Genomic DNA, 13,482 nt, shown 5'->3' on the forward strand with positions numbered 1-13,482 from the left:
CGTCTTAGAGTTTCGGGTTGTCTTCGGGCGGCTTGGTTTTATCCACACCCGGCACATGCAAGTTGCCTTCTACCACCTGGTTGCCTTCCAACTGCGGCTGGGTCACCCAGGTCAAAATGTCGTAGTAGCGCCGGATGTTCGCCACAAAGTGCACCGGCTCGCCACCACGGGCATAACCGTAGCGGGTCTTGCTGTACCACTGCTTCTGCGACAGGCGTGGCAGCATTTTCTTCACGTCCAGCCACTTGTTCGGGTTCAAGCCTTCGCGCTTGGCCAGGGTGCGCGCATCTTCCAGATGGCCGCCGCCGACGTTGTAGGCGGCGAGGGCGAACCAGGTGCGATCGGGCTCGGCGATGCTGTCGTCGAGTTCACTTTTGATCCGGGCCAGGTACTTGGCGCCACCCATGATGCTTTGCTTGGGGTCCAGGCGGTTGGACACACCCATTGCCTGGGCGGTGTTCTGGGTCAGCATCATCAGGCCGCGCACGCCAGTCTTGGAAGTTACCGCCGGTTGCCACAGCGATTCCTGATAGCCGATGGCCGCCAATAAGCGCCAATCGACCTTTTCTTCCTTGGCATAGGCGCGGAAGTGCTTCTCGTATTTGGGCAAGCGCTGCTGCAAATGCTGGGCGAAGGTGTAGGCGCCGACATAGCCAAGTACATCGACATGTCCGTAGTAGCGGTCTTTAAGCCGTTGCAACGTGCCGTTCTTCTCGACCTTGTCCAGGTAACTGTTGATTTCGTTGAGCAGGCTGTTGTCTTCACCGGCGGCCACGGCCCAGCTCTGGTTGCTGGCGTTGCCGAGGTCGAACGCCACGCGCACGTTGGGGAAGTACACCTGGTTCATCGCCACTTCGTTGGAGTCCACCAGGGTCAGGTCGATTTGCCCCTCGTCCACCATGCGCAGCAGGTCGACCACCTCAACGGCGTCGGACTCTTCGTATTCAATCGCAGGATTCTGCTGTTTAAGCGCCGCCAGTTGTTCGGCGTGGGTGCTGCCCTTGAGCACCATGATCTTCTTGCCCACCAGGTCCGCCGCGTTCGTCGGGCGGGACTGGCCGTTGCGGTAGATGATCTGCGGGGTCACTTCAAGGTAAGGATGGGAGAAACGTACCTGCTGCTGGCGCTGCTCGCTGCTGACCAAGCCAGCGGCAGCCAGCACCGGGCCGTTGGTCTTGCCCAACTGGCCGAACAGGTCATCGAGGTTGTCGGCGGTCTCGATCTCCAGCTTGACGCCCAGGTCGTCGGCAAAACGCTTGACCAGTTCGTATTCGAAACCGGTTTCACCGTTGCGGTCCTGGAAATAAGTCGCCGGGCTGTTCCGGGTAATCACCCGCAATACGCCATCCTCCTTGATTCGCTCAAGCGTGCTGGGTTTATCAACACAGGCGCTGAGCAGCAGGAAGAGTCCGGTTGCGAAGAGCCATTTGGCACATCGCGGGCGCAAAGCAGTTGGGGAGAACATCTGCGCAGTATACGCAAACGGCCCACGGCGCCATATCTCGACAGCATTGGCGTTGTCTGCTAGACGCCGGCAAAGCGTGCTGCAGCCCGCAGAAATGGGGCTTGGCGAGGGATTGTGACGGTTAAAATAACTGCGCGACCTACCGCGGATTTTGCCCCGATAGCGTGCAAAGCCGGCCAACTGACGTTCGGCAGCGGCCAGCGGTGCCGTTTCGGGTGCCGTTGGCGACGGTTTACGCTAGAATGCACGGCCTCAAAGCACACCCCTTCCCGAGGCTGTCCCGAAGATGTTGATCCTGCGCGGCGCTCCTGCCCTTTCTGCCTTTCGCCACAGCAAACTCCTTGAGCAACTGAGCCAGAAGGTTCCAGCGGTTACAGGCCTGTATGCTGAATTTGCTCACTTCGCCGAAACCACCGGCGTCTTGACCGCCGACGAACAGCAAGTGCTGGCACGCCTTCTGAAGTACGGCCCAAGCGTTCCCGTTCAAGAGCCGACCGGCCGCTTGTTCCTGGTTCTGCCACGGTTCGGCACCATCTCGCCCTGGTCGAGCAAGGCCAGCGATATCGCCCGCAACTGCGGCCTGGAAAAAATCCAGCGCCTGGAACGCGGTATCGCCTTCTATGTCGCCGGCCAGTTCAGCGATGCCGAAGCCGAGCTGATCGCCAGCAGCCTGCACGACCGCATGACCCAGATCATCGTCAGCCAGCTGGAACAGGCTGCCGGCCTGTTCAGCCACGCCGAGCCCAAGCCGCTGACCGCGATTGACGTGCTCGGTGGCGGTCGCGCCGCCCTCGAGAAGGCCAACACCGAGTTGGGCCTTGCCCTGGCCGACGACGAGATCGACTACCTGGTCAACGCCTTCAACGGCTTGAAGCGTAACCCGCACGACATCGAACTGATGATGTTCGCCCAGGCCAACTCCGAGCACTGCCGTCACAAGATCTTCAACGCCAGTTGGGACATCGACGGCGAAAGCCAGGAAAAAAGCCTGTTTGGCATGATCAAGAACACCTACGTGATGCACAGCGAAGGCGTTCTGTCGGCTTATAAGGACAACGCCTCGGTCATCGTCGGCTCCGTCGCCGGCCGTTTCTTCCCGGACCCTGAAACCCGCCAGTACGGCGCGGTGCAGGAGCCGGTGCACATCCTGATGAAGGTCGAGACCCACAACCACCCGACCGCGATTGCCCCGTTCCCGGGCGCAGCCACCGGTTCCGGCGGCGAGATCCGCGACGAAGGCGCCACCGGCCGTGGCGCCAAGCCAAAGGCGGGCCTGACCGGTTTCACCGTGTCCAACCTGCAGATCCCGGGCTTCGAACAGCCGTGGGAAGTGCCGTACGGCAAGCCTGAGCGCATCGTCACCGCGCTGGACATCATGATCGAAGGCCCGCTGGGCGGCGCCGCGTTCAACAACGAGTTCGGTCGTCCGGCCCTCACCGGCTACTTCCGTACGTTCGAGCAGTCCATCACCACCCCGCGTGGCGATGAAGTGCGCGGCTACCACAAGCCAATCATGTTGGCTGGCGGCATGGGCAACATCCGCGAAGAACACGTCAAGAAAGGCGAGATCCTGGTCGGCTCCAAGCTGATCGTGCTCGGCGGCCCGGCGATGTTGATCGGCCTGGGCGGCGGCGCCGCTTCCTCCATGGCCACCGGCACCAGCTCGGCGGACCTGGACTTCGCTTCCGTACAGCGCGAAAACCCAGAGATGGAGCGTCGCTGCCAGGAAGTGATCGACCGTTGCTGGCAGTTGGGTGACAAGAACCCGATCAGCTTCATCCACGACGTCGGCGCGGGTGGTTTGTCCAACGCCTTCCCGGAACTGGTCAACGATGGCGACCGCGGTGGCCGTTTCGAACTGCGCAACATTCCAAACGACGAGCCGGGCATGGCCCCGCACGAAATCTGGAGCAACGAATCCCAGGAACGTTATGTTCTGGCCGTCGGTGCTGAAGATTTCGCACGCTTCCAGGCCATCTGCGAACGCGAGCGCTGCCCGTTCGCCGTGGTCGGCGAAGCCACTGCCGAGCCGCAACTGACCGTCACCGACAGCCACTTCGGCAACAGCCCGGTGGACATGCCGCTGGAAGTGCTACTGGGCAAAGCCCCGCGCATGCACCGATCCGCCGTGCGTGAAGCCGAGCTGGGCGATGACTTCGACCCAAGCAAGCTGGAACTGGCCGACAGCATCGAGCGCGTGCTGCACCACCCAGCCGTGGCGAGCAAAAGCTTCCTGATCACCATCGGCGATCGCACCATCACCGGCCTGGTTGCCCGTGACCAAATGGTCGGCCCGTGGCAGGTTCCAGTGGCCGACGTTGCCGTCACCGCCACCAGCTTCGACGTCTACACCGGTGAAGCCATGGCCATGGGCGAGCGTACCCCGCTGGCCTTGCTGGATGCCCCGGCGTCGGGCCGCATGGCTATTGGTGAGACCATCACCAACATCGCTGCTTCGCGTATCGGTAAATTGTCTGACATCAAACTGTCGGCCAACTGGATGTCCGCTGCCGGCCACCCGGGTGAAGACGCGCGTCTGTACGACACCGTCAAAGCGGTCGGCATGGAACTGTGCCCGGAGCTGGGTATCACCATTCCGGTGGGCAAGGACTCCATGTCCATGGCCACCCGCTGGAACGAAGACGGCACCGACAAGAGCGTCACCTCGCCGCTGTCGCTGATCGTTACCGGTTTCGCGCCGGTCACCGACATCCGTCAGACCCTGACCCCGCAACTGCGCATGGACAAGGGCACCACCGATCTGATCCTGATCGACCTGGGCCGTGGCCAGAACCGCATGGGCGCGTCGATCCTCGCACAAACCCACGGCAAGCTCGGCAGCCAGGCACCGGACGTCGATGACGCTGAAGACCTCAAGGCCTTCTTTGCCGTGATCCAGGGCCTCAACGCCGACGGCCACCTGCTGGCTTACCACGACCGTTCCGACGGTGGTTTGCTGACCAGCGTTGTCGAGATGGCCTTCGCCGGTCACTGCGGCCTGAACATCGTACTCGACAGCGTTGCCGAGGATGCTTCCGAGATCAACGGCATCCTGTTCAACGAAGAGTTGGGTGCGGTGATCCAGGTTCGCCAAGACGCTACCCCGGACGTACTTGCACAGTTCAGCGCTGCCGGCCTGGATGACTGCGTGGCGGTGATCGGTCAGCCGATCAACAACGGCGAGGTCAATATCTCGTTCAACGGCGACACCGTGTTTGTCGGCCAGCGCCGTCTGCTGCAACGCCAGTGGGCCGAGACCAGCTACCAGATCCAGCGTCTGCGCGACAACGTTGAGTGCGCCGAGCAGGAATTCGACGTGATCCTGGAAGAAGACAACCCGGGCCTGAGCACCAAGCTCAGCTTCGACGTCAACCAGGACATCGCCGCACCTTACATCAAGAAAGGCATTCGCCCACAAGTGGCGGTACTGCGTGAGCAGGGCGTCAACGGCCAGGTGGAAATGGCGGCCGCGTTCGACCGCGCCGGTTTCAATGCGATCGACGTGCACATGAGCGACATCCTCGCCGGTCGCGTTGACCTCAACGAGTACAAAGGCCTGGTGGCCTGCGGTGGTTTCTCCTACGGCGACGTGCTGGGTGCCGGTGAAGGCTGGGCCAAGTCGGCGCTGTTCAACAGCCGTGCCCGTGACGCGTTCCAAGGCTTCTTCGAGCGCAACGACAGCTTCACCCTGGGTGTGTGCAACGGTTGCCAGATGATGTCCAACCTCAGCGAACTGATCCCGGGCAGCGAGTTCTGGCCGCACTTTGTGCGCAACCGTTCCGAGCAGTTCGAAGCCCGTGTCGCCATGGTGCAGGTGCAGGAGTCCAACTCGATCTTCCTGCAGGGCATGGCCGGTTCGCGCATGCCGATCGCCATTGCCCACGGTGAAGGCCATGCCGAATTCGCCAGCGAAGAGGCATTGCTTGAAGCCGACCTGTCCGGCACCGTAGCCCTGCGTTTCGTCGACAACCACGGCAAGGTCACCGAGACCTACCCGGCCAACCCGAACGGCTCGCCGCGCGGGATCACCGGCCTCACCAGCCGCGACGGTCGCGTCACCATCATGATGCCGCACCCGGAGCGTGTATTCCGCGCCGTGCAGAACTCGTGGCGCCCGGAAGAGTGGAACGAAGACGGCGCCTGGATGCGCATGTTCCGTAACGCTCGTGTGTGGGTGAACTAAGACGGTGTACAAGCTCGCCTTCTTTGTGCCCGACAGCCATGTGGAGACGGTGAAAACCGCCGTCTTCACCGCTGGCGGCGGGCGCATCGGCAGCTACGACAACTGCGCCTGGCAAGTGCTGGGCCAGGGCCAATTCCGCGCGTTGGACGGCAGTCAGCCGTTTATTGGGCAGGTGGGTCAGGTTGAAGTGGTTGAAGAGTGGAAGGTGGAGATGGTGGTGGCGGATGAGTTGATCGTGGCTGTAGTGGCTGCGCTCAAACTCAGTCACCCGTATGAGACACCGGCTTATGAAGTGTGGCAGTTGGCGGATTTTTGATTCGCAGGCTGCAAAAACAAGAAACCCGCTGGGCCAGTTTGGCCGGCGGGTTTTTTGTTGGCTGTGAGGGCCTCATCGCAGGCAAGCCAGCTCCCATCTTTGATTTATGCACGTCTTTCAATGAGCATCAACTGTCAATGTTCACAGTTACGCTGATCAGGTCGCAGGTGTTTACTTAACGTCCTACTTCACGACAGAGGGCAAGGTCATGGCACTGCAGATCAGAGGTGCAGAGGACTCACAGGGGAATCCGATTCCTCATCAGGGGCAAACCCAAGATGTAATACTGAGTTTTTCTATTGAAACCCATTCTTCCAATCAGTCGTACATGCTGCGGGCGGCCAAAAGAGTGTTGGGTCAAGGAAAGTCCGATTCAAATGGGTTGGATACAATCACTGTAGATGTTTCAGTGCTAGAGAAGGCGAAGCACTCTTTTAACGTGGCCCTTTCGGATAGTGACGTTTCGAGTGGTTATGTTATTGAGCTTCTCTAGTACCAGAACTCAAGTTTCAGTCGCCACTCAAGGCCAATCGCAGGCAAGCCAGCTCCCACATTTTGAATGTGTTCACAGATCAAAAATGTGGGAGCCGGGCTTGCCCGCGATGGGGCCAGTCCAGACACCTCAATTATCAGCATTCAGGTCGTGGATATAGTCAGTCAGAAACTCCTTCCAACTGATGGTGCTGTTACCGCCTGGATTGATCTCACTCAACAACTTCTTGAAATCCTCCGGCGTGAAATAAGGCTCCATCGCCTTGCGGAACTCGGCGACGGTCAGGGTGCCGTCGCCATTGGCGTCGTAGCGTTTGAAGTCCGCGCGTACGCGCTCCAATTGCTGCGGTGTCAGTTTTTTCTCAAGGGCTTTGCTCATGGCTGCCTCGGTTTCTTCAAGTCGATGAAAAAACATCAGGGCGACCGCAACGTCCTTGTTCTGCCTTGTCGAGTGACACTAGGGCGGAAATTTTTAGCCGTCTACTGTCAACACTGACAGTCGCCTAATGATCGTTCCCACGCTCCTGCGTGGGAATGCATCCTGTGACGCTCCGCGTCACCCTTTTGCAGGGCTTGGGACGCAGAGCGTCCGGGGCGGCATTCCCACGCCGAGCGTGGGAACGATCAATCAAGCCCCAGCCCCAACCTGCCGACCACTGACCAACCGCTCCAACGCTTCACCCAACCCCGAAGCCTTGTCACCAATCAACAAGTGCCAAACACCGCTATCCAGTTGGCTAACGCCTTGGCAACCCAATGCAGTCAGGTCAGCCTCGGACAGTACCGAATCATCCCCCAACTCCACCCGCAACCGCGTCATCGCCACGGCTTCCAACTGCCGCACATTTGCCCGGCCACCCAAGGCATTCAGCCATTTCTCGGCCTCCTGCACATTCACCGCCACCGGCTTATCCACAGGCGCAACCGTCACCGGCGCACTGGCAACAAATGAAGGCATCGCCAAGCGAATCTCATCGGCAATGCTATCGGCCATCGGCCCGACCACGACCTGCAAACTGCCGCCATTCCCCGGTCGTACCACGGCCATGGCGCCCAATGCTTTCAACTCCGCATCCACCGCCTTGTTGCGATCCACCATGTCCAGGCGCAGGCGCGTCGTGCACGCGCCCACACTCAACAGGTTCGAAGCACCGCCCAATGCGCGGATATACGCGCTGGCCCGCTGGTTATCGGTCATCACCTCGGCCTGCACCACCTGGATATCCTCGCGACCCGGCGTCTTCAGATTGAACCGGCGAATGCAGTAGCTGAACACGCTGTAGTAGATCAGCGCGTACGCCAACCCCACCGGGAAAACGAGCCAGCCATTGGTGGACTTGCCCCAACCCAGCACCATGTCGATAAACCCACCGGAGAAGGTAAAGCCCAGGTGGATATCCAGCAGGTTGGTCACCGCCATTGACAGCCCGGTGAGCAGCGCATGGATCAGGTACAGGAACGGCGCGAGGAACATGAACGCAAATTCAATCGGCTCGGTTACCCCGGTCAGGAACGAGGTCAGCGCCATCGACAGGAAAATCCCGCCCATCACCTTGCGTCGCTCTGGCAGCGCATTGCGGTACATCGCCAGGCACGCCGCCGGCAGGCCGAACAGCATTACCGGGAACATGCCAGTCATGAACTGGCCGCCTTTCGGGTCGCCGGCGAAATAGCGAGTGAGGTCGCCGGTGACCACCGCGCCGGTCAGCGGGTCGGTAAAGCTGCCAAACACAAACCACGCCATATTGTTGAGGATATGGTGCAGCCCGGTGACGATCAGCAGGCGGTTGAACACACCAAACACGAACGCACCGAGGCTGCCGCTCTCCATCAGCAACACGCCGAAGCTATTGATGCCGTGCTGGATCGGCGGCCAGATCAAGCCAAAGATCACCCCCAGCCCGACCGCCGAGAACCCGGTGACAATCGGCACAAACCGTCGCCCACCAAAGAACGCCAGGTACTCCGGCAGCTTGATGTCCTTGAAGCGGTTATACAGCCCGCCCGCCATCAGGCCGCTGGCGATACCCGCGAGCATGCCCATGTTGATGCTCGTATCCATCACCTTGAGGGTGGAGATCATCACCAGGTAACCAATCGCCCCGGCCAGGCCGGCCGTGCCGTTGTTGTCGCGGGCGAAACCCACGGCGATGCCGATGGCGAAGATCAGCGCCAGGTTGGCGAAGATCGCCTGCCCGGCGTCGTGCATCACCGCGATGTTCAGCAGGTCGGTGTCGCCCAGGCGCAGCAGCAGGCCGGCGATGGGCAGGATCGCAATCGGCAGCATCAGCGCGCGGCCCAGGCGTTGCAGGCCTTCGATAAAGTGTTGGTACATGGCGTGTCTCCCTATTCTTGTTGTTTTCAGCTCAGCGGCCAGTGGTGTTGACAGGCTTGGCGCACGGCCTTGGCGCTGCTCAGGTCGAGCAGGCCCTGGCTCAGTTGCCGGCATTGCGCCGCGTCCAGGTGGCGGACGCGGTCCTTGATTTCGCCGATCTGCGGCGGGCTCACCGACAGCTCGCTGACGCCCAGGCCGATCAGCACCGGCGTGGCCAGTGGGTCGGAGGCGAGGGCGCCGCACACGCCGACCCAACGGCCATGCTTGGCTGCGCCCGCGCAGGTCTGGGCGATCAGCCGCAGCAGCGCCGGGTGCAACGCATCGACGCGGGCGGCGAGGCCGGCGTGGTCGCGGTCCATGGCCAGGGTGTACTGGGACAGGTCATTGGTGCCGATGGAGAGGAAGTCCGCGTGCTTGGCCAACTGTTCGGCCATCAGCGCGGCGGCGGGCACTTCGATCATCACCCCGAGTTCCGGGCGTTGGGTCAGTTCCAGCTCGACGCAGAGTTCGTCCAGGCGCTGGCGGATCTGTAGCAGCTCATCCACTTCGCTGACCATCGGCAACAGGATGCGGCAACGCTCCAGCGGCGAGACTTGCAGCAGCGCACGCAGTTGTTGATCGAGCAGCTCGGGCCGCACCTGCGCCATGCGGATACCGCGCAGGCCCAACACGGGATTGGCCTCGACGGGTAACGGCAGATAGTCCAGTTGCTTGTCGCCACCCACGTCGATGGTGCGGATGATCACCGCCTTGTCGCCCATGGCATCGAGCACCGCTTGATAGGCCTGACGTTGTTCCTGTTCATCCGGCGCGGTGCGGCGGTCGACGAAGAGGAATTCGGTGCGCAGCAGGCCGACGCCGTCGGCACCATTTTCAAACGCCACCTGGGCCTCGCTGCTGGAGGCGACGTTGGCGGCCACTTCGATCGTCACGCCGTCGACCGTGCGGGCTGGCAATTGTGCCTGGGTCTGTTGCTGTTGGCGCCGCTGTTTCTGCGCGTCGCGAATCTGGTGCACTTCGGCGTGGCGCGCTGCGCTGGGGGCCAGTTCCAGACGGCCATTGGCGGCGTCCAACACCACGCGTTGGCCCTGGGGCACATCGAGCACTTCGCTGCCCAACGCCACGACACACGGCAGGCCTTTGCCGCGCGCCAGGATTGCCACGTGGGACGTCGCGCCACCTTCGGCCATGCAGATGCCGACGGCCTGTTGCGCGCTCAGCTGCAACAAGTCTGATGGGGTGAGTTCATGGGCGCTGACAATCGCCCCGGCCGGTAATTCGAAATGCCAGGCTTCGCCCAGCAATGCACGCAGCACCCGTTGTTGCAGGTCGCGCAGGTCGTTGGCGCGCTCGGCAAACAACGGTTTGCCCAGGGCCAGCAAGACTTCGCACTGGGCTTGGATTGCATCGCGCCAGGCGTGGGTGGCGGCGCTGCCGAGTTCGATGGCGCGGGTGGCTGCGTCCAGCAGTGTCGGGTCTTCAAGCAGCGCGAGGTGGGCGGCGAAGATGTCTTCTTCTTCGACGTTCTTGCGCTGGCGGGCATGGGCGAGGGTGCTGCGGATTTCGCTGCGCACCTGTTCCAGGGCGACGTCCAACTGTTGCAGTTGTTCGTCGGCTGAATGCTGGCCGGTGTCTTGCGGCAGGTCGATGCCGGTCAGGCGCACCAGTGGCCCGCACACCAGGCCGGGTGCTGCGCAGACGCCCTGCAGCACACCGGCTTCGCTATTCGCGCGGCGGGGTGCGGCCACGATGGGCGCGTGGGGTTCTTCGCCAACGGCCACTGACAAGGCGGCGACCAAGGCTTGCAGCGCCGCCTCGCAATCCTTGCCACGGCAGGTGACACGCACCTCGTCGCCTTCGCCAATGCCCAAGCCCAGCAAGCCGATCAGGCTGTCGCACGCGGCCGACTTGCCGGCGAAATGCAGCTGCGCCTGGCTGCTGAAACCCTGGGCGGTCTTGCGGATCAACGCCGCCGGGCGCGCATGCAAACCGCCACGATGAGTGATGCGCACGTGGGCGCTGGCTTGCGCAGTGGAGTTATCCACAGGCGCCTCAATCGAAGCCGCCGAGCGCGCGACGATCTGCAGTAACGGCTCACCGACCTTGACGGTTTTTCCCGCCACCGACCGTAGTTCAAAGTGTTCGCCATTCGTGAGAATGATCAGGCTGACCAGGCTTTTGCACTGCCGCGCAATCCGGTCCAGATCGAACTGCACCAGCGCTTGCCCCTGGCTCACCCGCGCGCCGTCCTTGACCAACAACGCGAACCCTTCGCCGTTCAACTCCACCGTATCGATGCCTACATGCATCAATATTTCGGCACCGTTTTCGGCGCGAATCGTCAGCGCATGCCCGGTGCGGGCGACGTGGATGATCACGCCGTCACAGGGAGCGTGCAGGCAATCGTTCAGCGGGTCGATGGCAATGCCGTCGCCCATGGCGCCGCTGGCGAACACTTCGTCAGGAACGTTGCCCAGGGTCAGCACCGGCCCGCTTAACGGGGCGCTGAGGGTCAATTCATTATTGTTGTAGGACATGGGCACGGTACTCATCAGGAAAACACGGCAACCGACTCAGTGAGTGCGGGTGACTTTGCTCAGGTGGCGCGGCTGGTCGGGGTTCATGCCCCGCGCGACCGCTAGGCCGGCCGCCATGACGTAAAAACTCTGGATCGCCAGGATCGGGTCCAGGCTTGGGTGTTCGGCTCGGCTCAGGGTCAGGTCGCGCTCGGCGATATCGTCCGGTGCGGCCAGCAACACGCGGGCGCCGCGTTGGCGCATATCGGCGGCGAGGCTCAGCAGGCCGGCCTGCTCGGCGCCGCGTGGGGCGAAGACCAGCAGCGGGTAGTCGGCGCCGATCAAGGCCATCGGCCCGTGGCGCACTTCGGCGCTGCTGAAGGCTTCGGCCTGGATCGCCGAGGTTTCCTTGAGCTTGAGCGCGGCTTCCTGGGCGATGGCAAACCCGGCGCCACGGCCGATCACCATCAGTTGCTGGCAGCCGCGCAGGGCGTCGATGGCGACGCTCCAGTCTTGCTTGGCGGCTTCGCGCAGACCGTCGGGCAGGGCCTGGCAGGCTTGCAGCAAGTCGGCTTCGCCGTTCCAGTGGCCGACCAACAACGCGCTGGCGCTGAGGGTGGCGATAAAGCTCTTGGTCGCCGCCACGCTCTGTTCCGGGCCAGCGCACAGCGGTACGTGGAACTCGCACGCGGCTTCCAGGGGTGAGTCTTCGGCGTTGACCATCGAGATACTCAGTGCGCCGCGTTTGCGCAGCAGGCGCAGGCTGTTGACCAGGTCCGGGCTCTGGCCCGATTGAGAGAAGCCGAACGCGACTTGGCCGCTGACTTTCATCGGCGCCTGCAACAAGGTCACCACCGACATCGGCAACGACGCCACGGGGATGCCCACGTGCTGCATCGCCAGGTAGGCAAAGTAGCTGGCGGCGTGGTCCGAACTGCCGCGCGCAATGGTCATCGCCACTTGCGGTGGTTGGCGGCGCAGGCGGCCGGCGATTTCTGCCAGTGTCGGTTCCAGGCGTTGCAGTTGTGCCGCGACGGCGTCGCAGGAGGCCAGGGCCTCTTCAAGCATTTTTGAAGTCAATGGTTTCTCCTTCGACCATTACGTCGGTGAGTTGCAGGGAGCGGTCCAGGCGCACGCAGTCGGCAAAGCTGCCGGGTTGCAGGCGGCCGCGTTCTTCCAGGCCCAGGTAGTCCGCAGGAAATTGCGACAGGCGTTGTGAGGCTTCGCTGATCGGCAGGCCGATTTTCACCAGGTTGCGCAACGCCTGATCCATGGTCAGGGTGCTGCCGGCCAGGGTGCCGTCGGCCAGGCGCACGCCGCCCAGGCATTTGGTCACGGTGTGGCTGCCCAGCTTGTATTCGCCGTCGGGCATGCCGGCGGCGGCGGTGGAATCGGTGACGCAGTACAAACACGGGATCGCGCGCAAGGCCACGCGCATGGCGCCGGGGTGCACGTGCAGCAAGTCGGGGATCAACTCGGCGTACTTGGCGTGGGCCAGCGCGGCGCCGACGATGCCCGGCTCGCGGTGATGCAGCGGGCTCATGGCGTTGTACAAGTGGGTGAAGCTGGTGGCGCCGGCGGCGAGGGCGGCGACGCCTTCTTCATAGCTGCCCAGGGTGTGGCCGATTTGCATGCGAATGCCGCGTTGGCTGAGGGCGCGAATCAACGCGTCATGGCCGGCGATTTCCGGCGCGATGGTGATCACGCGGATCGGCGCCAGGCGCAGGTAGGCTTCCACTTCATCCATCAGCGCGGTGTGGGCGAAGTTGGGTTGGGCGCCGAGTTTTCCCGGATTGATGTAGGGCCCTTCCAGGTGTACGCCGAGAACCCGAGCGCAGCCTGTAGGACGTTGCTCGCAAAAGGTGCCAAGTTGGTCGAGCACGCTGGAGATCTCGTCCACCGGCGCGGTCATGGTCGTGGCCAGCAGTGACGTGGTACCAAAGCGCACATGGGTGCGGGTGATAGTCTCGAAGGCGGCGAAGCCTTCCATGATGTCCTTACCGCCACCGCCGTGTACGTGCAGGTCGATAAAGCCCGGCAGCAGGTAGGGCAAATCGTTGTCGGCCGGGTCGCAAGGCGTGCCTTCGATGGCGATCACCTTGCCGTGTTCGTGCACCAGGCGGCCGCGCATCCAGCCGTGGGGCGTGAGGATATTGTCTTCGGACATGGCAGTTC

At 62.5% G+C, this 13,482-nt stretch carries 9 protein-coding genes; 3 read left to right on the top strand and 6 right to left on the bottom strand.

All coding sequences use genetic code 11. The features are described from left to right. Positions 1-4 precede the first annotated feature (4 nt). Entirely contained in the window at positions 5-1,465 is a 1,461-nt protein-coding gene (gene mltF, locus ACZRMO_RS15395) for a membrane-bound lytic murein transglycosylase MltF (protein ID WP_257780321.1), read from the bottom strand. A gap of 286 nt (positions 1,466-1,751) precedes the next feature. Between mltF and purL the strand changes: the two genes are divergently transcribed. The 3 genes from purL (at position 1,752) to ACZRMO_RS15410 (ending at position 6,457) form a co-directional block, all read left to right on the top strand. Continuing rightward, entirely contained in the window at positions 1,752-5,648 is a 3,897-nt protein-coding gene (gene purL, locus ACZRMO_RS15400; RefSeq protein ID WP_463973372.1) for a phosphoribosylformylglycinamidine synthase, read from the top strand. 4 nt (positions 5,649-5,652) lie between these two features. Further along, entirely contained in the window at positions 5,653-5,964 is a 312-nt protein-coding gene (locus ACZRMO_RS15405) for an NGG1p interacting factor NIF3 (RefSeq protein ID WP_463973373.1), read from the top strand. A gap of 208 nt (positions 5,965-6,172) precedes the next feature. Further along, positions 6,173-6,457: a hypothetical protein gene (locus ACZRMO_RS15410; RefSeq protein WP_463973374.1), complete on the top strand. Its 285-nt coding sequence runs from the start codon at positions 6,173-6,175 to the stop codon at positions 6,455-6,457. A gap of 129 nt (positions 6,458-6,586) precedes the next feature. Here ACZRMO_RS15410 and ACZRMO_RS15415 read toward each other — a convergent pair whose 3' ends face one another. From ACZRMO_RS15415 to nagA, 5 genes are all read right to left on the bottom strand, one after another. Further along, positions 6,587-6,835, bottom strand: coding sequence for an EF-hand domain-containing protein (locus ACZRMO_RS15415; protein WP_463973375.1), 249 nt, complete (start codon positions 6,833-6,835; stop codon positions 6,587-6,589). Positions 6,836-7,084: 249 nt separating this feature from the next. After that, complete coding sequence (gene nagE, locus ACZRMO_RS15420) at positions 7,085-8,791, bottom strand: N-acetylglucosamine-specific PTS transporter subunit IIBC (RefSeq protein ID WP_463973376.1); 1,707 nt, start codon at positions 8,789-8,791, stop codon at positions 7,085-7,087. Between the two features lie 26 nt (positions 8,792-8,817). Next, entirely contained in the window at positions 8,818-11,328 is a 2,511-nt protein-coding gene (ptsP, locus tag ACZRMO_RS15425; protein WP_463973377.1) for a phosphoenolpyruvate--protein phosphotransferase, read from the bottom strand. A gap of 36 nt (positions 11,329-11,364) precedes the next feature. Then, positions 11,365-12,375: an SIS domain-containing protein gene (locus ACZRMO_RS15430; protein WP_463973535.1), complete on the bottom strand. Its 1,011-nt coding sequence runs from the start codon at positions 12,373-12,375 to the stop codon at positions 11,365-11,367. After that, on the bottom strand, positions 12,368-13,474 hold the full coding sequence (gene nagA / locus ACZRMO_RS15435; protein ID WP_124525036.1) for an N-acetylglucosamine-6-phosphate deacetylase: 1,107 nt from the start codon (positions 13,472-13,474) through the stop codon (positions 12,368-12,370). Before nagA ends, ACZRMO_RS15430 begins: the two co-directional genes overlap by 8 nt. Positions 13,475-13,482 lie beyond the last annotated feature (8 nt).

This window comes from Pseudomonas sp. B611 (assembly GCF_055407965.1).